The sequence below is a fragment of the Candidatus Clostridium eludens genome (assembly GCF_045310515.1).
In the GTDB taxonomy this organism is placed as follows: domain Bacteria; phylum Bacillota; class Clostridia; order Clostridiales; family Clostridiaceae; genus Clostridium_B; species Clostridium_B eludens.
Genome location: NZ_JBJHZX010000015.1, coordinates 1 through 23960, shown reverse-complemented (window position 1 = coordinate 23960; position 23960 = coordinate 1). Strand labels below are relative to the sequence as shown.

Annotated in this window: 18 protein-coding genes and 2 pseudogenes; 12 read left to right on the top strand and 8 right to left on the bottom strand. The window is 28.5% G+C overall.

The genetic code is table 11. The features are described from left to right. Positions 1–2: 2 nt before the first annotated feature. Positions 3–326: a ribbon-helix-helix domain-containing protein gene (locus ACJDU8_RS11125; protein ID WP_406792228.1), complete on the bottom strand. Its 324-nt coding sequence runs from the start codon at positions 324–326 to the stop codon at positions 3–5. A gap of 239 nt (positions 327–565) precedes the next feature. On the opposite strand from ACJDU8_RS11125, the gene ACJDU8_RS11120 reads away from it, so the two are divergent. The 7 genes from ACJDU8_RS11120 to ACJDU8_RS11090 all read left to right on the top strand — a co-directional run bounded on the left by ACJDU8_RS11120 (position 566) and on the right by ACJDU8_RS11090 (position 13249). Next, positions 566–1825, top strand: coding sequence for a DNA methyltransferase (locus ACJDU8_RS11120; protein WP_406792227.1), 1260 nt, complete (start codon positions 566–568; stop codon positions 1823–1825). Between the two features lie 151 nt (positions 1826–1976). Beyond that, a complete protein-coding gene (locus ACJDU8_RS11115; protein WP_406792226.1) occupies positions 1977–4715 on the top strand; it encodes a DrmE family protein in 2739 nt (912 codons plus the stop codon). Next, a complete protein-coding gene (locus tag ACJDU8_RS11110) occupies positions 4708–8262 on the top strand; it encodes a DEAD/DEAH box helicase (protein ID WP_406792225.1) in 3555 nt (1184 codons plus the stop codon). Before ACJDU8_RS11115 ends, ACJDU8_RS11110 begins: the two co-directional genes overlap by 8 nt. A gap of 11 nt (positions 8263–8273) precedes the next feature. Continuing rightward, positions 8274–10184, top strand: a complete 1911-nt coding sequence (locus ACJDU8_RS11105) for a hypothetical protein (RefSeq protein WP_406792224.1) — start codon at positions 8274–8276, stop codon at positions 10182–10184. Then, positions 10174–11037, top strand: coding sequence for a phospholipase D-like domain-containing protein (locus ACJDU8_RS11100; protein WP_406792223.1), 864 nt, complete (start codon positions 10174–10176; stop codon positions 11035–11037). The genes ACJDU8_RS11105 and ACJDU8_RS11100 overlap by 11 nt, the downstream gene beginning before the upstream one ends. A gap of 47 nt (positions 11038–11084) precedes the next feature. Then, positions 11085–11762 (top strand): DNA/RNA nuclease SfsA, encoded by a 678-nt coding sequence (locus ACJDU8_RS11095; protein ID WP_406792222.1) that lies wholly within the window; start codon positions 11085–11087, stop codon positions 11760–11762. 857 nt (positions 11763–12619) lie between these two features. Beyond that, a complete protein-coding gene (locus ACJDU8_RS11090; RefSeq protein WP_406792221.1) occupies positions 12620–13249 on the top strand; it encodes a hypothetical protein in 630 nt (209 codons plus the stop codon). A gap of 241 nt (positions 13250–13490) precedes the next feature. On the opposite strand, the gene ACJDU8_RS11085 is transcribed toward ACJDU8_RS11090, so the two are convergent. Further along, positions 13491–13742 carry an integrase core domain-containing protein gene (locus tag ACJDU8_RS11085; RefSeq protein WP_406792315.1) on the bottom strand — a complete coding sequence of 84 codons (252 nt, stop codon included), beginning with the start codon at positions 13740–13742 and terminating at the stop codon, positions 13491–13493. Positions 13743–14042: 300 nt separating this feature from the next. Beyond that, positions 14043–15083, bottom strand: coding sequence for a hypothetical protein (locus ACJDU8_RS11080; RefSeq protein WP_406792220.1), 1041 nt, complete (start codon positions 15081–15083; stop codon positions 14043–14045). 539 nt (positions 15084–15622) lie between these two features. On the opposite strand from ACJDU8_RS11080, the gene ACJDU8_RS11075 reads away from it, so the two are divergent. From ACJDU8_RS11075 to ACJDU8_RS11060, 4 genes are all read left to right on the top strand, one after another. Then, the gene (locus tag ACJDU8_RS11075) at positions 15623–16006 is read left to right on the top strand and encodes an ArsR/SmtB family transcription factor (RefSeq protein ID WP_406792219.1); all 384 of its coding nucleotides are present in this window, start codon (positions 15623–15625) and stop codon (positions 16004–16006) included. Positions 16007–16017: 11 nt separating this feature from the next. Further along, on the top strand, positions 16018–17070 hold the full coding sequence (gene arsB / locus ACJDU8_RS11070; RefSeq protein ID WP_406792218.1) for an ACR3 family arsenite efflux transporter: 1053 nt from the start codon (positions 16018–16020) through the stop codon (positions 17068–17070). 67 nt (positions 17071–17137) lie between these two features. Next, positions 17138–18787: an FAD-dependent oxidoreductase gene (locus ACJDU8_RS11065; RefSeq protein ID WP_406792217.1), complete on the top strand. Its 1650-nt coding sequence runs from the start codon at positions 17138–17140 to the stop codon at positions 18785–18787. Between the two features lie 56 nt (positions 18788–18843). Then, the gene (locus tag ACJDU8_RS11060) at positions 18844–19398 is read left to right on the top strand and encodes a CDP-alcohol phosphatidyltransferase family protein (RefSeq protein ID WP_406792216.1); all 555 of its coding nucleotides are present in this window, start codon (positions 18844–18846) and stop codon (positions 19396–19398) included. A 110-nt stretch (positions 19399–19508) separates the two neighbouring features. On the opposite strand, the gene ACJDU8_RS11055 is transcribed toward ACJDU8_RS11060, so the two are convergent. The 3 genes from ACJDU8_RS11055 to ACJDU8_RS11045 form a co-directional block, all read right to left on the bottom strand. Then, entirely contained in the window at positions 19509–20855 is a 1347-nt protein-coding gene (locus ACJDU8_RS11055; protein ID WP_406792215.1) for a B12-binding domain-containing radical SAM protein, read from the bottom strand. Positions 20856–20922: 67 nt separating this feature from the next. Next, the gene (locus ACJDU8_RS11050) at positions 20923–21132 is read right to left on the bottom strand and encodes a helix-turn-helix domain-containing protein (RefSeq protein ID WP_368488493.1); all 210 of its coding nucleotides are present in this window, start codon (positions 21130–21132) and stop codon (positions 20923–20925) included. A gap of 9 nt (positions 21133–21141) precedes the next feature. After that, a complete protein-coding gene (locus tag ACJDU8_RS11045) occupies positions 21142–21594 on the bottom strand; it encodes a DUF2975 domain-containing protein (RefSeq protein ID WP_406792214.1) in 453 nt (150 codons plus the stop codon). A gap of 270 nt (positions 21595–21864) precedes the next feature. On the opposite strand from ACJDU8_RS11045, the gene ACJDU8_RS11040 reads away from it, so the two are divergent. Next, positions 21865–22020 (top strand): hypothetical protein, encoded by a 156-nt coding sequence (locus ACJDU8_RS11040; RefSeq protein WP_406792213.1) that lies wholly within the window; start codon positions 21865–21867, stop codon positions 22018–22020. A 361-nt stretch (positions 22021–22381) separates the two neighbouring features. Here ACJDU8_RS11040 and ACJDU8_RS11035 read toward each other — a convergent pair. Both ACJDU8_RS11035 and ACJDU8_RS11030 read right to left on the bottom strand, forming a co-directional pair. After that, positions 22382–22471, bottom strand: a pseudogene (locus tag ACJDU8_RS11035) (SEC-C metal-binding domain-containing protein); the annotation flags it as partial. A 723-nt stretch (positions 22472–23194) separates the two neighbouring features. Next, positions 23195–23761 (bottom strand): annotated as a pseudogene (locus ACJDU8_RS11030) (tetratricopeptide repeat protein); the annotation flags it as partial. Positions 23762–23960 lie beyond the last annotated feature (199 nt).

Below are 23960 nucleotides of genomic sequence, written 5' to 3'. Positions count from 1 at the left end.
AATTAATCACTTAAAGAGGTTAAATGAGGTTTGAATTTTTTCAATGAATATTTAATAGCTGTTTCAAGTAAGTGTACAAGCTTATAATTATTGAGCTCAGAATAGGCTTTTAATTTGCTCCATAACTCGCTATTTATAGTTAAATTTATAGCTTTTCTGTTGGCACTTTTTTTTCTTGGACTAATTTTTTGTTTAAGAATATATCTTATCCCTTCTTCCACAATTCTACTTTTAGGGAAGTCAAGTGACTCAGAATAGAGCTGTAATTTATCTAGCAGCTTTTCATCTATATTTTCATTTATTCGAATTCTATTTCTAGCATTCATATGTAATCACCTCAATACATAAAGATTATACAATATCGGATCGGGTGTTTCAATAAAAATCTGTATTATATACAGAAAAAAATAGCAATATATACTGTACAATATACAGTAAAAATACCTAGAATAATCTGTACAATGTACAGAAAATGTGGTATAATATAATTAAAGTGGTAAGAATATTATTTTGAGATTGAATTTAAATAGAGTATAATTGATATTATTAAGGAGATTGATGAATCATGGTACAACCATTGTGGTATAGACCTGTTTGGAAGCTTAAAAATAGAAGATGGGGACATTCATTGCATGGAATGTGTTCATACTTAGCTATGTTTCCTCCCTCATTACCGCATTATTTTATAAAGCAATTTACAGAAGTTGGAGATGTTGTTTTTGACCCATTCTGTGGGAGAGGAACCACTCCACTAGAAGCATGTTTAAATAAAAGAATAGGAATTGGAAATGATTTAAACCCGTTAGCACAAGTTTTAACTGGAGCAAAGATTGATATTCCGACATATGGGAGGGTTGTAAGAAGAATAGATAAATTACAAGAAAATTATAAAAAAACAAGTATATTTAATGTAGATCCTAATATTAGGATGTTATATGATGAAGAAGTGACACTACCTATGCTCGTATATTTAAAAAACACTTTAAATATACAAAATAGTACAGATAGATTTATCATGGCTATGCTTTTGGGAATAATGCATGGTAAACATAGAAAGGATGGAACGTCAATATATCTATCAATAGATATGCCTAATACATTTTCTATGTCACCAAATTATGTGAGAAATTTTATAAGAGAGCATAAATTACAAAAATTGAGGCAAAACGTGTTTCAATTATTAAAAAGTAGGGTGTTAACATTGTATAAAAATAAATCTTTACCTGTAAAAGGTAAAGTATACAAAAGAAATGCAAGAACAGTTTGTAATGCTAGAGGATTAATAAGAGATGAATCAGTAGACTTAATAGTTACAAGTCCTCCGTATTTAAAACTTATTAATTATGGTAAATATAATTGGATTAGGCTATGGATGTTAGATAAAGAAAGTCATGAGGTTGATGATGAGTTAAGGATAAAAAATGCATATGCATCTAGTGAAAATATAAAGTTAAGTGATGATTTAAAAAAAGAGGAATATTTGGAGTTTATGTCGGATACAATTATTAGCTGGGAAAGGGTATTAAAAAACAATTCTCTAGCGGTAATAGTGATTGGAGATGTATTTGAATATGGTGGTAAATATATAAATCTTGCTGAAGAGGTTTGGAAATACACTCAAGAAAAGGGAACTATTTTGAATTGTCGAGCAATAATTGAGGATAAGATTAAAGGTAATTCAAAGGTTACTAAAATATGGGGAAAGCAAAGAAAGGGTCAAGCAACTAAGATTGATAGGATTTTAGTACTTTCAAAAGGTGAGGCGAGAGAACCTAAATACACAAAGCGAAAAGATTTTGAAAAAATTTTTTGCTATGAAGATTAAGAGGTATAGTGACTTCTTAATCTTTTTTATTATAAAAGTAAGAAATTTAAGAATGTATGAAGAAAATATGAAGAAAATGTGTTATTTATTTGATATTTTGTTAAATAAAATATAAAATAAATGTATCGAAATATACAAAGAAGGTTTTTTTATGGGAGATGCTTTATTAAGTTATGATAAAGAGAAAATAATAAAAATATTGAAAGCACAAACATGTGATTTTAAATATGATTTACAAACAGATTCTAATTGGTATGGATTTTTTGATTATGCCAAGCAAGATTTAGGAAGATTAATGATGAATAATGATAAATATTGTTTAGTAGAAGATATTAGTCATGGTATACAGTTATTTAAAGATGAGAAAAATAATTTTTCCACTAAAATAAAGTTATATGATATTGATAATTTTACTGTTACAGTGTCTTTGAAGGCATATTCTTTGTCAAAAATTCATAGAAACAAAGGTGATATGGCATTATTTATACCTCCTATAATATTTTCATATCCACTGCTACTTTCGTATCACATAATAATAAATCATATAATGAATAATTTAGTTAAAAGTGATTTAGTTAAGATTGAACATGAAAAAGGTATATTAATAGTAAGTGATAATAAAGAACTATTGTCACATATATGGAGTCTTCAAGTCAATAAAGTTAATTTGAGAAACTTTATTCCAATATATACACTTGAAGCAGGAAAGTTTAAAAAAGTTATATTAGAGAAGGATAAGAGACAAAGTAATTATGAAGATGGTACTTTACCTTGGATCTGTATATATAAAGCTTTTCGAAGTAATTTTCCAAATAAATTAGAAAAAAGTCCGGAAATTGTGGTTTTAGATTTATTGCCCTTAAAACATAGGAATAAAGCTTCAGAATTAATTGAATGGGCAAAAAATCTTGCAAAACATGTAATTATTATTGCACCATTATATGAATATAAATTATACAACAAAATTTCAGAAAAAATAAATAATTTAATACCATTAGATTTTTATAATCTACAAAGTCTAAATAGATTAATTAATGTAAATAAGATGGAGCAGAAAAAGTCATTAACCACGTCATGGAGTTTAAGCTCTTCACTCAAGTATTTTTTAATGAAAGATAATTTTGAGATTGTAAATATTAAGGGAGTTAAGATAATTGATAAACAATTGTTAGATATATATTCAATATTTAAATATTTTAATTTTAAAGGCAATAGTCATTTTATTAAGCTATATAATCTAGTCAAACTTATAACAGGTTTGGTAATTCCTATACATTGGTATGAGAAAGCCTGCTTACTCCAAGGAAGATATACAATAGAACAACAAATAAATTTTTGTGAAAAATATGCGTTTATAAATGAAGAATATAATGTTCAAGTTTTACGCTCATTATTATTTCAGATAAGGCGATTATATCAAATACTAAAACAAAATACAGTTATGCCAAAGTATGAAGCTATTATTTCAATTTTAAAAACAGAATTAATCGAAAAAAATAGGAGAATATTAATTCTATTGACAGATGAAATTTGCTGTAAGGAATTCAAAATCTGGTTGAAATTTAATTTTAAATTAGACACAGAATATCTAAAAAAAGTTGAAGCTATAACGCAAAAGGAATGGGTAAACAATCAAGTAAGAATATTAAATGATAATTTACCAAATAAATTCCATATAGTTATATTACCTAATCCAATTCAAAAAAAATATTTCAGTTATTTTTATTTTAATAGAAATGTAAATATTAAATTTATTTCAATGGAATATGAATTAAGATTAGTTGAGTATCAAATACAACAAATAACTAATATTAATGCCACTTATATAAGAGATTTTAAACAATCAATGGACAAGTTCTTTGAAATTGGAGATTTACGTCCGATATATCAAAGTGATAAGAAAGTAAAAAAAGTAGATTTTTTTACAAAATACTCAAATGTGAAAATAGATAAAAAAACGAATGAATCAAATCCAGATTTAGATTTTATTATAAGCAATGATAGTCTACTTAGAATGTTTGATAAAGAGAAAACACATGCATTGGGAAAAAAACTAAATTATAGTTCAAATAGAAATGATTCAATTATAGACCCTGTGGAAAAAATAAAATGTGTTAAAGTTGAGACCGTTGATATTAGAACCAAAGAAAAGAGTATTTTCTTAATACCTATGTATAATGAATTGAATATAAAAGAGAAGACAGGTAATGAGATGCATAAATTAAATATAATGGAGATTAGGAAAGGTGATATTTGGATTAGGTTAAGAAAGGACAAGAAAAGAGAACTATTTAGTGAAATACTAGATTTATCAACAGATGCTTTAGTTATTAAATTTATAAAGATAAATTCAAATGAATGGAAACAAATGGTGACGATGCTTTGGCATAAATTTTGTTTGGGAGAAAGATATAAAAATGCTGTGTATGAAAAGATCTTATATGAAATTAATCAAAATGGTGGAGATATTAAAACGATTATTAGTATATCAAACTGGATTAATGGAACAGTTACTTTGATAAAAAACAAGAAAAATATTTTTGCTGTAGCAAAAATATTAGGAGAAAAAGAATATTTAGATAAAGTAAATATAATTTATAAATCAATGAGAATTTTATGGAGTATTCATATAAAGTTAGGCAAGGAAATTATTAAAATTATCAATAAATACATTGCTGAAAAGCATGTGGAGGGCGGTGGGAAATGGGTGAAATTAGGTCATGGAATTATAATAAATACATCTGAAATTTCTAAGTCAATAGACTTGTTTGAAATTGAAAATATTGATCAAGAAAAGGTATTTTGGGTTGATCAATATATAAGTGATAAGAAACTTAATTATAAAAATTTTTCGATATTTTATTCGCGAGGGGGAATTACAATTGAATAAAAATGATGACACTGTTCAAGATGAGATAACATTGGTTAATTATTTAAGTAATATTGTATCTGAAGGACTATTAGGAAGAAAAGAAAGCGTGGTTTTGGGTGAAGAACCTTCAAAAAAGTTTTTTGCAGGAGTTTTATTTCCATATAATGAAGATTACGTAAAAAATTTATCTAAGAATTATAGTATGGGATTAGAATATTTAGTAAAACCAAAAGGAGAAAAAGTCAATATAGAAATATCTGGTTCATTCAATATTTACGTACGAGTTTTTCCGGAATTTAAAGAACAAATTGGTTACTTAACATTTTTAAAGGATAATAATTACAAAAATGAAGATAATGGTGAAGTAGAAGATTATAGTAAGGATAATATAGAAAACTGTAAAAAGAAAAAAGCTAAAGAATTTTCTAAAGATAAAGGAATAAAGTTATTACAAAAATATCAGGTTGTTAAGGTGAATTTTGAAGGGATTAATATTAAATTTGATTTAGAAGCAGGACACAAAGAATTAAAAATTTCTTTTAGCGATTTAATTAATGAGAAAATAAGTTGTGCAAAAAGGTGGAAAAGTATATTTTCTGTCAAGCCATCGAAAATAACAAGACTAGGAGCAGTCGAAATAAAGGAATTAAGTGAGAATGATGAGCAATATAAAAAGTGGATAGAAAGTATAGGGGATACGGAAGTAAATATTCCTGTATGGAATGCATATTTAAATGTAAATGCTCGTTCATATAAAACTTTAGAAGGTGAAGAATGTTATAGAATTATTACTACACTTGTAAATAATACAGCTATACCCCAAAATGATGGAAATGTGAAATTGAATGGACATGCATTAGAGTTTTATGATTGTAATTTCTCGATAAGTATTAGTGATGGAAAAATCATTCCTTTTGAGTTTGAAGGAGCTCCAAGGGATTACAAATATGATAAAAGTTATGAGGTTAAAGGAATAAATTGTGTTGGATTAAGAGATAAAAATGCTAATAATAGTATAAGAACGGAAGTAATACCAAGATTTTTTCAAAGTTTATATAGGACAAGAACAGATCTATCAATAAGTTTTAAGGAATTAACACAAAAAGGTAGTATAAATAAAAGCTTAAACGAACTGTGTATTCAAATGAAAAGGTACTTAATGTGTTGGGAAAGTTATATTGCGAAAAAGGGAGATAGTAATCATACCTTAAATGCTGGGGAGATAAAGCAGTGTATAAAGGAAAAAAATGAATTTGAAGATGAAATAAAGTCTTTTGAATTGGGATTATATGCTTTGAACCAAGATAAAAGACTTATGGATGCATTTATAAATATGAATAAGGTATTTATGAACGCAGGAGAAGGAAAATATACAGAGTGGAGATTATTTCAGATAGTATTTATCATTAGAATTATACCAAGTTTATACGCTAGAGAAGTTTCTAAAAGTGATCTTAAAAGGAATGAGATTATTGAATCTTTAAATTATGCAGATGTACTTTGGTTTCCTACGGGTGGAGGAAAAACAGAGGCCTATTTGGGATTAATCGTATGTAATCTTTTTTATGATAGATTAAGAGGGAAAAAAACAGGATGTAGTGCATGGATTAGATTTCCTTTAAGGATGTTATCAAAACAACAACTTGATAGATTAGCAAGAATTTTAATTTTTGCAGAAGAGTATAGAGAAAATGATGAGATTTTGTCCAAGTTAGGTAGAGCATTCTCTATAGGCTTCTTTGCGGGTTCTTCTAATACAGCTAATTTTATTAGTAAGGACAGGTATAAAAAATATTTGATGAGTTCAAGGTCTAAAAAGAAAGCTATGTTAATTCACAAATGTCCTAAATGTGGTTCCAACTTAGAATTAGATTTTGATCAAGGAAGTTGGAGGTTAGTGCATAAATGTACCAATGCTAAGTGTTTTGTTTCTAAAAGTAAAATATTAAAAGGAATGTTGCCAATTTACATAACAGATTCAGAAGTATATAGGTTTGTACCTAGTGTTTTATGTGGAACTGTTGATAAACTTGCTATCTTATCAAGGTATAGAGAATTTTCTCATATATTTGGCCAGGTTACTGGATATTGTTCTAAACATGGATATTTATCAGATAGATGCATAGTAGGGAGTTATGATAGATATGGAGATCAAGATGGTTGCACGGAAAAGATTGTTAAGTTAAAAAAGTCAGCTATATTAGAACAATTTTATGATCCAAATCCTACTTTATTTATACAGGATGAATTGCATTTATTAAAAGAAGATTTGGGTGTATTAAACGGTCACTATGAAGGTGCATTAAGTGAATTTGCTAGGACGTTTGGAAGAGAAAACTACCATTTACCTAAAATAATTGCTGCAACTGCCACAATAGAATCATATGAAAGACATATAAATCATCTGTATTTAAGGCAGCCAAGAAAATATCCTTCTATGGGTTATAAAAAAGGTGAATCTTTTTATGCTACAAGTATGCCTAAAATTGATAGAAGACTCTATATAGGAATATTACCACATACAAGATCTCAAGATGAGATAGTTGGTAGATGTCTATACTTGTATAATAAAGAGATTCAAAATTTATACTTAAAATCCAAGGATATTTGGAAAAAGTTTAATTTTAAGAGCATTGATAGTCAGGAAAAGTTCATAAAATTACTCTCAATGTATGATTTATCTGTAATATATGTAAACCAAAAAACAACTGCATATGATGTTCAACGTAGAATTAATGAAAATGTAAATATTGATTTAAAAAGAAATTTGAATCAGTCTCTAGATCTAGATGTTCAACTATTAACTGGGGATAATGACATGGATAAGATAGTTGATACAATAGATAGAATTGAATCTGAGAATTATAAGATTAATTATAATGACAAACTTCATGTTCTAATAGCTACAAGCCTTATTAGTCATGGGGTGGATCTAGAAAGGATTAATTGTTTATTTATGGCGGGTATGCCGTCTAAGCAAGCAGAATATATTCAGGCGAGTAGTAGATCGGCGCGAACTCATGCTGGTATAGTTTTTGCAATATTTAAATCCAGCGAACTCCGGGAACGCTCTCAATATCAATATTTCATTCAAAATCATGAGTTTATGGATAGATTAGTGGATCCAGTACCAATCAATAGACTTTCGGTGAAGGCTATTGAAAAAAGTATTCCAGGATTACTATCAGGTTTACTTATGTGTGTTCATTCGCAAAAGCATAAAAGAACTATTTACAATTGTAAAGAATTTAAAGATTATATTTCAAATGAAATAGCTAAAGGAAATAATATACGAGAGGAAATAAAAGATCAACTTAAAAGAATAATTGGAACAGATAATCCGTATTTTTCATTAATAGCAACGGAAAAAGCAAATGAGGCTATTGATTATATTTTTGATGAAAAGGAATATATAATTAATGCTTCACAAGAGAATTTGAAACTAAAAGATTATAATGTACTTAATCCAATAACAAGTTTTCGTGATATTGAAGAAGGAATAGAGATTGAACCTAATACTAAAACGTCTATTATAATGAGTGCTGTAAATAAAAACAAAGCTTAGGAGGTAAATTAATGGGTGTAAATTTAAGAATGAAAAGAGCTAAAAGTCAAATTTTTTTCAAGTATTTACCAGGTGCTACTTTTTTAGAGGAAGGATATTGGTTTAAAATTCACGACTTAGTTTTATCACCAGTAGAGGTGAGTGAAGATTTACTTAATGAGGTTAAGAAGTTTGTTGCTTCATGGGATATAAATAGGGATTTAGAGTATAATTTATATCCTCAAAGAGACAATATGTATTATTTAGCAGAGATAAAGGGTGTTATGTGTGAGTTATTTCCTTTAGTTTTTTATTGTAATAATAGTGAATGTGGTAATATCCATTCTTATGAAAGTATAGATATGATAAAATCTAGAAACCCAGAACTTAAATGTGAATATTGTGGAAAGGGTCAGCTAAAGCAGTATCCTTATGTATTAGTACATGAAAATGGGGATATACAACAATTAAAAGTACCGACAAATAAATCTAATACATGGAAGGGAAAATATGATGGTATTAGGATGCTAGATACGAGACGATTTACTACAGCAAGCTGGTATAATTATAAAAATGATCAAATAAAAGGGGAGTTAGGGTTCAAAATAACAAGATTACCTATAGCTAAAGGCATGAATAGATTAATAGGAGGAAAACATATGGCCCAAGGGGATATATATTATCCTCATATGTTAACATTTGTGAATTTAAAAAATGATACATTAACTACACGAAAGAAAAATGAAGATTTTCCGTATATACAATTAGCAGGTTTGTTTCGCTTGAAAAGCATTAATTTAAGTGATTTTTCTAAGAATTATAATGGAACTAAAGATTCTGATGTAATTCATGAAATGTTAAGTAAAGCCACAAATGATGAAGAAAAGAAAATCATATTAAAATTAGGAGGGGCATCATTTAATAATACTAATGCTGTAAAGAAAGAAATAGACATTTTATGTAATAATTTAGTTAATACCCGAAATGTTATAGAGGATAGAGCCTTACATGAATTTATTTTTGCTTGGTATGAAAATCATGGAGAAATGGTTGAAGATAAAATAGAGGAGGCTAAAAATAAAAAAAACAGTTTATTAATAACTAGCTATTCAGAAACTAGTTATCGACTCAAAAAGATGGGAATAGAAACAGCAATGATATTAGAAAAATTGCCCATTTTAACCATGGCCATAGGGTATACAAGAAAATTTTATGATAAAACCAAGGCAATTTTAAATCCTTTTAAGCAGAGGATAAATGAAAGAGATCATGTAGTAATACCTGTATTAAAAAGTGAAAATGAAGCAATTATTTTTAAATTGGATCCTATTAGAGTGTTTGCATGGCTGAAGGTAAATAATTTTATTGATTTTCAAAAAGATAAGTGCAGTACAGTGGAGGAAGCTCATGCTATAATATATAGTAGCACTAAGTTTGGAATTGATGAAAAAATTATTGTAGATGAAAAGGCGAAAGATTTTAAGAATGATAAAAAAATGTTATCAACTATAATGATTTTTAGGTTAATCCATTCTTATGTTCATACATTACTACAATCAGGGAAAACTATATTAGGGCTGGATATTGATAGTATATCTGAATATCTATTCCCTTCGGCTTTAAGCTTTGCGATTTATGTTTCCAAACTTCAAGGTGGAATGGGATGTTTGGTTTCAGCTTTTGAAAATGACTTAGAAAAATGGTTAAGAATAAATTATGATAAAATGCAAAGTTGCTTATATGATCCTGTGTGTCATGAACATAAAGGAGCCTGCCATGCATGTATGTATGTTAAATTTTCATGCAAATATTTCAACTATGCTATTAGTAGAAATATTTTAATTGGTGGGGTAATTGAAGATTATGATGAAAATAAGTACATATATGGATATTTCTCAAAGGAAGTAGATGTTCTAATGTACAGGTGGAAAAATGAAGTATAGTAATAAATTTGAAGAATTATATGAGTTTATTAACAATAGACTAATTGATAAGTATATTATTGAATGGGCAGGAATTTTTAGATACTTATATGCTATTAAAAACCAGGGATTTAGTAAAGAAGAATGGAAAGAACTATGTAGTGTATCTATTGATAAAAATATTATTGATACATTATTTAGATTATTAACAGAATGTGATTTGATTGAATCAAGGAAACAGAAATATTTAATTAGAGATGAGTTGGAATTACAAAGAGTTTTTGAAGTATTGAAGGTTATGAGTAGCATTAATAGAGATAGAATATGTTCTTATGAACAGAAATTATTGTGGACAAAGCCACGAAAACTAGATATTCCATTTAGTATTGCAAAAGAGTTTAGGTATTTAAATAACTACATATTGGATTTAATTTGTAGTACAAAAACGAGAATAATACTTTGCTTTCCATACTATTCAAGTAAGGGAGTTGAACAGTTGATGGCAAGCTTTAAATCCCTCCTAAAAGAGAAGAGTAATGTTAGAATTGATATTATTGTTGATAATGTTCAGACTAAAATTAATAAGAATGCTATGAATACTTTTGTGAAGAATTTGAAATGTACTAGTAAAAATAACAATATTAGAATTTTTGAAGCTAGTTCAAGTTATGAAAACTCACAATTATTTTTTCATGCAAAAATTCTATTGGCAGATGGTGAAAGGGGATATATGGGATCTGCTAATTTTAGTAAAAGAGGTTTTACGGACCAATTAGAAGTAGGTCTAGAATTAAGCAAACAAAATGCTAGGATTCTAGAAGTTCTCATAGATTACTTAATAAGACAAGGCTTTTTTAACATAATAAAAATTTAAATATAAAAATTATAAGAGTGAATTTTACAAATGAGGGATGTGAAACTTTGAAGATTAGAAATGAAATATTAGAAGGAGTATTTCTTGAGGAAAAGAAGAACAGATTCTTATGTAGTGTGTTAATTGATAATAGAATAGAAGAATGTTATATTCCGAGTGCATCAAAACTTGAAAATTATATAAAGTTAAAGCATAAAAGGGTGCTTTTAACAAAAAATAAAGGCAATGAAAATAAAACTGAATATAGCGTTTTTGCAGTTAAATATTATGGTAGATTTATTATTTTAAATTTATCTATTGTTAATAAAATATTAGAGGAATATATTTGTCTTAATTACAAGTACGATTACCTTCAAAAGGAAAAGTTTATAGGGAAATACAAGGCAGATTTTCTAATATTAAATAATAATAAAACTTTAGTTGAGGCTAAAGGAATAATAGCAGCAAATAAGAAAGTTTTATTTCCAACAATATATTCTCAAAGAGCAATAGAACAGCTTAAGTCAATTTTGGAATTGTTAAATAGAGGTTGGAAAGCCGAATATTATTTTATTTCTTTAAGTCCTATTATAAACAGGATTACTATTAATAGGGATTTTATGTATATGGGGTATCGTAATTTGTTAAAAAAGTGCGTGGATTGTGGAATGCTTATAAAAGCATTTAATATATATTATGAAGATGGCTCTTTAATGGTGAAAAATAAAATTAAGGTTTTTATATAAACGAAATGTAGAATTAAGAGTATTTTTACAGGGATTAGATAATGATTCCAGCAGTCATTATATGAATTAGATAAGAAAGTTAATGAAATATATGATTTAGAATTTATTACAAAAGAATGTATGTCAAGATATGATGTTGCTTCTCTGTATAGAAAAATAATAAAAGAAGATATTATAAAAAATTAAAGGTTTAAAATTTAATAAAGTTATATCAACAACAAATAAAATTGTCTCTTATTTGGAATGAGGAATATCTAAATTTTGCTCAAACTTTATTTCAAAAACCCATTTAAGTCTCAATGAATTCAAGCTATTTTCAAAGAATATTTTGATCAATCTTTGTTTCAAACCAACGTCAGGCCCTAAAAAGCTTACCAATACACGTGTAGCTTGCTCTAAAAATAATAACCTATATGATAAACGAAAAATTATTATTGTATTAATTACATTTTTAGTAGCTTTCACGGCTTTTGGTAGTAGAGCGTTTGTTTTATATAATAAAATAAGTAATATTGATGGAATTGCTGTTGCTGCGATAGGAGAAGTTTTTTAGTTACTTGGTTTGGTTATTATTGAGTTAGTGATAAAAAAAGCTAAAAATGAAAAACTTTATAAGTACTTTTTAGTAGTTATTTTAACACTATGGTTCATAGTATTTATATACTACTTCTTGAAGAATATTGTTTTATTTTTAATTTCATCAGTAATTATTTTTTAGCAATACTATATAAAGTGTTTGATTATAGGTATACAATAAAAAATTATTCAATGTAAGCTATATATTAATATGTTATGTATATGTAAGATAAGTATGATTAACTAAGGAATATCATTAATAAGAAAGTTAAGGTGGATATATGAAGACATATAGAGATACAGCAATTATAATGAGTATAATATCTGTAGTAAGCCTAATTTTTGCAGTAATATGTGAATTTAATCAAATGGGTGGACAAGAACATTACGGATTCTATGTTAATATATTGTTGGGACTTTTTTCAAGTGCAACATTAACTATATTAATATCTGCTGTTAGCTATATTCATGAAAAAAAGCTTTTTTATATTAAGTTTTATCAAGAATCTATAACTGTAATTATAAGTGCTCAAAATTTAATTGAAGCTATGAAAAAGAGAGCAAAAGATGATTCTTTGGCAGCTATAGAGGAAACTAAAAAGTATGTAGATTACTTAATACCTATGATTGAGGAATACTGCTACTTTATTAAAAGAGATAAACATGCAAAGCTATTAGAAACTACAGTAAGTGAGGTTGGCAAGATGTTACTTACGGTTACGAAATTGATTGAATATACGAAGCAACTTAGAATAGGAGCAATAAGTAACAGTAAATATGAGGAAATATATAGCTGTTTTTCTAATGAAATAGATAAAAAATATACTGCAGATTTAAATAAGTGTTTGGGTTTAATAGAAAAATATAATAATGATATAATTAAAAATAGAAAGATGAAAGAGTTTATTTAGCAGGATTGTAAAGAAAGATAAATTTAAAGTAGTAAAGAGCAAATAATTAAAAAATGGCAAGTTGAATTAAAGTGGGCCTCTTTGTCAAGACAATTTTTTAGTGTACTTACAGTTAGGTCAAAGCAGTATCCTGATAAAATATATCAATATACTTTCCCTCAAATTCATCCTACTTTCAGATAGATATTGTGCCAAGGACTTGCCATCGTTAGATGGTGCGTAAGCATCCTTGATATAATATTTATCTGAAAGTATAATTTTGACATAGGAAAGTAAATAACCTAGCTTTTAAAATATATTTTAGAGGAGTATTATACTTAAGACTTTGGTGGGGCCTTTCGTAATTATAATACTTTAAATAACTTCGGATTCCAATAAGTGCTTCCCTTGGATTTTCATAACCCTGCAAATAAATATTTTCATATTTAAGGCTGCACCATAATCTCTCAATAAAGATATTATTATAGGCACGTCCATGGTGATCTATACTAATCTTAGAACCAGCATTAAGAAACAGACTTGTATACTTGGGGCTTATAAAGGGCTACCCTGATTACCATTCATAATTTCAGAATATGCCTACTTTAGGGCGTCTTTACATGCCTCCAATTGTTGCTTTAGAATAAAGTTGTATCGTTTATAATAAACTTGTGTCATTTCAAACAAAGTTTTCAATATTTTTTACAAAATCAATATAATTTTCAATTAAGCTTCCTAAGTATATGTTAGTAATGTTTTTTAATATTTCATTTGAAACTTGTATAATTTCTGAATTTATAAAATTTCTCTCCTTTTAGAATATTGGTATATATTTCTTTATATCTTCTATTATAGAATATATGTAAGTATATCCCCTGTAATTTTTATTATCAAATTTGTCTATTTTAATTTCTAAATGTTTAATAATATTTTCATTATTGGTTAACTTTTGTATATAATTTAAAAATAATTCTTTGTTTGACGTACTAATCTTAAAGTTTTCATTTGATGAAGCATTCAAATCAAGACATGCCAAAAGATTGGAAATTTGAAAATAAATAAGTTCTTTTTCATTCAATACACTTGGTAATTCTTTTATGAGGTCTTCAATATTCCTACAGCTCATATATAATGATGTACTTTCTAAATTAACGGCAGTCATATCAAAATTGTTTAATTCGTGTAGTAATGATTCAATACACCAATTATACCTTTCTAATAAGTTAATATTTCTAGAAAAATATATTTTACTATTGTAAAGATAACTTAAAATTGTATTGCAAGGTACTTCGTCTAATAGTACTAGACAATGATTAGATAGGTTTGAATACCAGAATACAAGTTCAATTAGTATATATGGGTTTGATGGGGAAGGTGATAAATAATTATAATATCTATAAAAAATATCGTTATTACTAAGTATTATTGGAATAAAGTGTTCCCAAAAAACTACTTCTACTGGACACTCATTTTTTTTTGCTCTTTCTGCATTTAAAGTAAGAATATAATTCTGTATATTATTATCTGTAGGTGCAGTTGTAGCAAATATATACCTGGTTATTTTTATTGTATTTTCAATTGGAATATTCTTAAACTTTGCCAATTCTGATCCAATTATTTTAATTGATATTTTTGAAAAAAAGTTTTTACATTGTACAACAATTATTTCTTCAGGTGTTATAGGAGCAAATAAATCAATACCGTATTGATTTTGACCACTTCTTCCATAAGGTTGAAAGTTCAATTTTAATTCTGTTCCTAAAACTTCTTGGCACATATTCTCAAATAGCTTCCAATTTGCAGGAATTGGCAAGTACATTAAGTTAGTTATGTAACTATTATTTACATTATTCATTTTCATCCTCCCAAATTTTAAATATAAAGTACTGACGTGTACTCCAATTGATGAACAATATATGATTAGTATATCTAACTTATGTATGTTCATCAATTCGAGTACACGTCAAAGCTTAATTTGCTTTTAACTAAATTTTATTACAAATATATAGATAAGATTAAAAAGTAATGATATTTTGATCAAACTTTATTCCAAAAATAAAACTGTCTTAAAATGAAGATAACTAACTTTTGATCAAATTTTGTTTCAAAATTAAAATCAAACTTTAACGAATTTAAGCCATTCATGAGTATTATTTTGATCAAACTTTTTTACAAACCTACAAGATTATAGGCATATAAAAAAGGTTTAGTATTTTGAAAAAAGTTTGATTAAACTTTTTTTCAAAGTTATGAATATAGAGGATGTAGGCTGTTAGCTTACATCCTCTTATATTGTCTAAAAAATTATTAAATTCTTATTTTTAAGAGTTGAAAAAATAGGTAGCCTGTTATATGATTATAATTGAATATGTTCATATAAGGGAGATGCAAAAAGTGGATTTAATACAAATGCTAAAAGCATTAGCAGATGAAACACGCGTGAGAATATTAAATATACTTAAAGATGGAGAACTGTGTGTTTGCGAAATAGAAACCGTTCTTAATATTAGTCAATCCAACGCTTCGAGGCATTTAACAAAACTTACAAATGCCAAAATTATTGACTACTATAAAGTAAATAAATATGTGTACTATAAAGTAAATGAAGATACCATTAAAGGATTTTCATTTATAAATGAAATCATAAGAAAACATGCAGTTAACTTAGAAAAATGTAAGAAAGATTTACAAAGATTAAAAAAGTATAAAGAAAGTGGCCTTAATTGTGACGACTTAAAAGAAGGCAAAGTATGCTTTAATAATAATTGCATAGATTAGGGGTGATTAAATTGAGTAATAAGACATCAAGATTATCATGGCTTGACCGTTATCTGACATTATGGATTTTTCTTGCCATGGCAGTAGGTATTCTATTAGGTTGGGGAGTTCCCGGTTTATCAGAGGGATTGTCTAAATTATCTGTTGGTACTACATCTGTACCAATAGCAATTGGGCTTATTGTAATGATGTATCCCCCACTTGCGAAAGTAAACTACAAGGAGATTGGAAAGGTATTTAGAAATCCAAAGGTTTTGGGATTATCACTTGTCCAGAACTGGCTCATAGGACCAATACTAATGTTCATACTTGCAGTAATTTTTTTGAAATCATATCCTGCATTTATGACAGGACTTATATTAATTGGCCTTGCAAGATGTATTGCTATGGTTATTGTATGGAATAGTTTAGCTGACGGTGATACAGAATATGCGGCCGCTCTTGTAGCGTTTAATTCCATATTTCAAGTTATATTTTATTCTATATACTCTTATATTTTCATTACAGTCCTACCCACCTGGATGGGTCTTACAGGTTATAAAGTAAATATATCAATGGGAGCAGTTGCTTCATCCGTAGCAGTTTATCTGGGAATACCATTTGCGTTAGGTATATTAACAAGACTTTTATTAGAACCTAAGATGGGTACTGAATGGTACACAAAAAAGTTTGTTCCTAAAATAAGTCCATTGGCATTAATTGCTTTATTATTTACTATAATAATTATGTTTACTTATAAGGGGAAATATATAGTGGAGTTACCTATGGATGTGATAAGAATAGCTATACCACTTATAGTTTATTTTGCTATTATGTTTACAGTTTCCTTCTTTATTAGCTTTAAAGCCGGTATTGATTATAAAAAAACGACTACTCTTGCATTTACGGCTGCAAGTAATAACTTTGAACTTGCTATTGCCGTAGCAGTGGCGGTGTTTGGTGTAGAATCTAAAGAGGCATTTACAGCAGTAATAGGACCACTTGTTGAAGTTCCAATTATGATAGGACTTGTGAATGTAGCTCTTCATTGGGGAAGAAAGTATTTTGGTTTAAAACAAGAATAATTATATTTATTATGTGTTGTGAATTTAATTAAGAAATAATAATAAAGTACATGAGAGGAGAAAATTTATGAAAGTTGTTATAATAGGTGCTGTAGCTGGTGGAACATCTGCGGCCGCGAAAGCAAGAAGAAATGATGAAAATACAGAAATAAAAATATTTGATATGGATTACGATATATCTTATTCAGGATGCGGATTACCTTACTATATAGGAGAAGAAATACAGGATAGAGGCGATTTAGTTCCAAGAAATGCTGAATTCTTTAAGAAAAAATATAATGTAAATGTATTTAGAAGACATGAAGTTTTAAAAATAATTACATCGTATAAAGTTTTGATAGTAAAGAACTTAGAGACTAATGAGATATTTACTGAAAACTATGATAAATTAGTGATTGCCACAGGAGCAAAACCTATAGTACCTAATATACCAGGAGCAGAGAAGAGTAATGTGTTTTATTTAAGAAATGTACTTCAAGCAGATAAGATAAAGGAATACATATTAGCTCACAAACCTAAGTCAGCAGTAATAGTTGGAACTGGTTTTATAGGATTAGAAGTGACGGAGAACTTAAAGAATCTTGGGATTGAAGTTACACTGGTAGAACGTCTAAATCAGGTTACTCCTGGATTGGATAGTGATATGGCTGCATATGTAGAAAAGTACTTAAAAGGCAAAAATATTAATGTGATTTTAGATGATTCAGTAGTTGAATTAAATGGATATGGATTAATAAATCAAGTAGTCCTGCAGAGTGGTAAAGTATTAAATACAGACTTTGTAATTATGTCCATAGGGGTAAAACCAAATGTAGAGATTGCAAAAGAAGCTGGAATTGAACTTGGAGCCAAAGGTGCCATAAAGGTAAATACAAAAATGATGACCAATATAGAAAATGTATATGCTTGTGGGGATTGTGCTGAAAGTTATTCTATCATTACAAAAAAGCCTTTTTATAGACCATTAGGTTCAACAGCAAATAAAATGGGTAGGATAGCAGGAGATCAGCTTTCAGGAGGCAATCTTGAATTTAGGGGCATACTTGGTACGGGCATTTTTAAAATTTTTGATATGACCGTTGCTCAAACTGGACTTACAGAAAGAGAAGTTCTTAATGAAGGTTTTGAATTAGTTGTTTGCCATAATATCAAACCAGATAAACCAACATATTATAATGGAAAAGAAATGGTTATTAAGGCTGTTGCAGATAAAAAAACTAGAAAGCTTCTTGGAGTTCAGATAGTAGGATATACTGGTGTTGATAAAAGAATAGATGTATTTGTTACTGCAATAACCTTTGGAGCTAAGGTGGAAGATTTATTTCATTTAGACTTGGCATATGCTCCACCGTTTTCAACAACGAAAGATCCTGTCATGTACACAGGAATGATTTTAGATAATGCAATAAATAGAGATAGAAAACTTATAACACCTAATGAGCTTCATAAGCTTATAGAAAGTAGAAATGATGTTACAGTTATTGATGCAAGAGTTTGTAGACAGTTTGAAGAATCTCACGTAGACAATGCTATAAATATACCACATGATGAAGTAAGAGGAAAGGTCGACCAATTGGATAAGGAAAAACCAATTGTAGCTTACTGCAATAAAGGCGTAACAGGAAATGCAGTGCAGAATATATTAATAAATAATGGATGTAAGAAAGTTTATAATATTTCTGGCGGTCATGAGAATTATAAAACACAAAATAAGTAACTAAAAGTTATTCATTCATAGAGAGGAAATTTTAAGGAAATGGAGGTGGCACGAAAGTGATTAGGAATATTTCAGTGAATGCACTAACATTATCACGGGTGCCGCTTTCCCTTATGTTCTGCGCTGTGGTGCTGTTTGATGCCAGTCCATTTTTACCCTGTGCTGTATTATTTGTATTGATAGCGGCATCAGATTATCTGGATGGAAAGCTGGCTCGGAAGTTTGGTGTCCAGACCAGCGCTGGAGCAATAATGGATGTAATGGTTGATTTTTTCTTTATTGTTATGGCCTGCTTATCATTGTCTTTCCGCAGTCTGTTCCCCCGCTGGATGCTGACGGTGATTATATGCAAGTTTTTAGAATTTTTGATTACCTCTATTATCTTTAATATTGATAGAGATGATAAAAATACAATCGTATTTCTATTTGACCCTTTGGGGCGAATGGTGGTGGTATTGTTCTATCTGTTACCTATATTGATGTTGCTGCTGCCTCTATGTTTATCTGATGTTGCACATCAAAGTGCTCTTATAGTAGTTTGCACAGGAATAGCAGGATTGGCCGCCCTATCTTCAATTTGGAGAATCTCATTGGTTGTAAATTTTCAGTAAGATATTTATTGGAAATTTTATAAATAAGTTAACTTTCAATATTTGAATATATGACACTATGTCAAAACACACTTAATTTATAAATGGCAAAAAGATAAAAATTCTACCACTTACTTTATACAATAAGCTAAGCACCTGAAAAATCTTCCTATATTTTTAAAAGAAACTATATTGCATAGTAATTCTGTCAGCTTTCCAAACTTCCTATAGAAAAAGTTAAATGCCAGAAATGGAATCCATTGCTTTTTAGATTTTGGTAGTCTTTTTATTATATTTTTAAACGTGTATACTTCTTTATATATCCATAGATAGCCACTATACAATTCCTCTGCTGTTATATTCTTTGGTTTATATACCACATGCGCAGTATTATAATTTGACAAATTAAAATCTACAATTCTATTTTGCTCTATTAATGATGAATATAACCTTGTACCAGGATATGGGGTGAGGATATGTGAGGTTACCGTTTCTATCTTATTTTTAACTATCCATTCTAATGTATTCTTAAATACAGAGATATCATCTTCATCTAATCCGAAAACAAAACTTGCGTTTATCATTATTCCCCTTTTATGAATTTCATCTACAAGTTTTTCATATCTATTTACACTATTTTGCACCTTGTGGACACTATCTATTGACTTGCTATTTATACTTTCAAAACCTATAAATAGACTTTGACAACCAGCCGCCCTCATTTGATTTAATAGTTCTGGCATGTCCACTATATTAGAAGTAACCGCCGCATTCCACTTTAGTTTAAGGGGTTTTATTTCTTCTAATAATTTTTTTGTCCATTTGGGATTTCCGATAAAATTATCATCAATAAACATTATATGTTTAGTTTTTAACGCATTTATATCTTTAATTACATGGTCTATGGGTCTATTAACATAAGTTTTAAGTACATTTTTGCAACTATTGTAGCAGAAATCACATTCAAAAGGACATCCTCGGCTTGTACTAATTATATTAGTATATAAATATTTTTTATTATCAATAATGTAATAGTTAGGTGATACTATTTCCTGACCAGAAATATTTCTCATATCATAATATATCTTTTTAAGTGAATTACTTTCTTTATCCTTAAGGATTTTTTCCCAGACTCTCTCAGCCATTCCCACACATATTGCGTCAAAACTATTAACAGCACTCTCTGGATCTGCTGTGATATGTATACCTCCTGCAATTACTGTAACGTTGCGATTTTTAAACTCATTTGATATTTCCACTGCTCTATTCATGACATCTACAGTAACAGTTATTGCTACTAAATCTACAGGTTCATCAAAATCTATCTTTTCAACATTTTCATTCTCAATAATAACCTCATGCTCTTTCGGCGTAAGATTTGCTATTGTGAGTAATGCTAATGAAGGAGACATTCTTGTTTTTAGCTTTGTATCCATAGGTCTTTGCAGCATTGCAGGTTGGATTAATTTAATCTTCATACAGCACCTCCTGAAATAAACTTTACGCAGCATTTAACTAACCTACTTCCAGTATTTAGTTTCCCATTTATGTATCATTTCTATATTCTAAAATATCACCTGGCTGGCATTCCAAAGCCTTGCATATTGCCTCTAAAGTTGAAAATCTAATAGCTTTTGCTTTTCCGTTCTTTAGTATAGATATGTTTGCCATGGTTATTCCGACTTTCTCTGTAAGTTCTGTTACGCTCATTTTTCTTTTGGCCAGCATTACATCAATATTAATTATAATAGCCATTTTATCACCTCAAACTGTTAAATCATTTTCTGATTTTATATCTATGGCCTCTTTTAGAAGTTTTTGAAGAACAGCAGCAAAGACTGCAATCACAGAGGAAGCAAAAATAAAAATCACTGGGAATCCCATGAGACCTGGGGCATCGTCCGCATCCGCTATAGGAATTACGAATGGTATTAGTACTACATATATAATACTAATTGTAATGGCACAGTATTTTATATGCTTTAGAGCATTTATAGATAATTCCGAGAAAGCCTTATTCTTGTCAATATAGCTTACAAGCTTTAAGGATTGATATAGAGCAAAGAAAAAAGAAATTGCTGCTACATACATACCGATTAAAATAGGATAGTGTAAATAATCTGCAGCTGAAGGCAACCAAAATATACACAGGGCAAGAACTGGAATTCCTATAAGAATAATAGCTACTTTTAAGAAAATTGTTGAATATTGTTTCATAAAAATGCACCTCATTTTTAATTTATACGTATAGGGTAACATGTCTTTTGTTGTTTATCAACAAAAATTTATTGATTGTTGCTATAAATTTATTAGTTTATTTTACATAAATAGTATATGTATCAATAATTTCACAATAAACAAGAGTAGTTCTGAGCAGAATAATAACTTTTGTGGTTAAGGATAACATAATGGTATTAAAGTGAAACTATGATATAATTTAGAAAATAATATTTAGCAAATTTATATAATTATATGTGGGGGATTAGTATGAATAAGGAATATTATATTGGATGGGGAACATTAGCATTAATTAATGCTGGATTAGCCCAGGGAAAAAATAGATCAGGTCTTAACTGGTTTCTTATTTCTTTATTACTTGGACCTATGGCTACGTTTTTTCTCGTAATATCAGAAAAAAAGTAGTTTATTATTTAGGAGTGGAGGTCATTGATGAATATAATAGAAATAATGATTGGTCAAGAACTACAGATGAACAAGCTGCAAGATCTTGTGTTTTTTACAACAAATTGCAGAAAAAATAAGGGAATTAGATTAAGGATAAATCGATAAAATTACTTAATCATCCTTACCACGAACATATTCTACATCTGGAAGTGTTTTTAACTTAATATCTTAAACATTTTATTACTGCAGCAATAGTCCTAAACTTAATTAACATATAATAGTTAACCTAAGTTTCGGATACATGTATGATGAAGCCGCATGTATCCAAATTCTTAAAAAGATTTTAGTTACTACAATTTTTATAGAGTTTTATATTTTTTTATTTGCCGCAGCATTTCTTGTATTTTTTACCACTACCACAAGGGCAAGGCTCATTTCTTCCTACCTTAGGCTCTTCTCTTACATAAGTATCTTGAGATTCCGGCCAAAAATCATAATTTTCTCCATCTCCTACATTGTTAAATCCACTAAAAAAATTTCCTGCCCCCATACTTTCAAGAGTCATTTTAAGCATACTTTTGTTGCTTTCTAAGTATTTTTCATGTTCTTTAATCAATTTATTTCTCTCTCTATTATTAAGTGCTTTTTCAAAAAAATCTTTTAGCTCCCCATATAAATTAAAATATTTTTTTGAAAGTAATATAACATATTTTCTATACTTGTTTATATGTAGTAAAAACTCGTGTTCTGCCATACGAATATAAAGATCTGGACCTAGTGACTCTTCAGGCAATATTTTACTAGCTATAAAATTCACAAAATCCTTATGAAAATCTTCATCTTTTTCTAAACTTAAAAATTCTTCTTCAAATTTATAGAATCTATCTACTTTGGCTTTAAGTTCTTTTATTTTCTGATTATCCGGTGCAATTTTTTCTGCCTTTTCTAAGATTTCTTTAGCAGGTTCAAATATTTTTGCTTCAACCATTCGTCTGGAAATCATAAGTAATATCCATGTTATATGTTCTTTTTCATCTTCTTGTTTAGCCACTTCATTAGATAACATTTCAAGATTTTTTTTCATGCTTTCAAAATTACCTTCTTTTAAATCTGTAATGAAAATGGCAAGGTAAATACTTATAATAAAATATCCATTTTCTTTTTCCTCAATAAAGTTATAAAGAACTTCTTTAGCTTTTTTCATGTTGTCTCCTGCAACGTATGACTCGCTGAGGCCCATCCATAAAGAAATATTATCTTCGTCTAGTTCTATGGCTCTTTCAAAGCCTTTAACTGCTTTTTTATGCCATCCTCTCATCAAATATGCATTAGCTAGGTATCCAGCAAAACTTGCATTATCGGGATCTGCTTCAACAAGTTTTTCAAAAATCTTTATAGCCTTACCATTATTATTATTTTTAATACAGATCTCTCCAAGGACACTTTGTATTACCAATATATCCGGAAATTCTTTATTTAATTCTTCTAAAATTTTAATAGCCTTCTCATTTTGGCCTTCCCTGAATAGTTCATTTGCAGCATCAAATCTTCCTTTGGCAATGCCAGGTATATTAGCAAAATTATCATATTCTTCTCTAGTTTTTTCATTACTTAATATTTCATAAGCCTTTCTAATTTCTGTAAACTTTTCTGAAAATCTTTCTGGTGGATATTTTCTAACCATGTTGAAATAAGCCTTTTTTATTTGTGTAGAATTGGCTTCCTGACTTATTTCTAAAATATCATAATAGGTACTCATTTCGTTTATCTCCTCAATTTTTAATGCTTCCTTCCAGGCTCTAATTGCCTTATTTTTATTTCCTACAGCAATTTATTGCTTTTATTATAAACTTTTTTATCTATAAAAAATAGTATATTTTCTATTTTATTATGTTTTAACAAGTTGAAGGTACTTTAGTGCCTGAAACTAAAAACCGCCTGCTATGCGGGTGAGATTA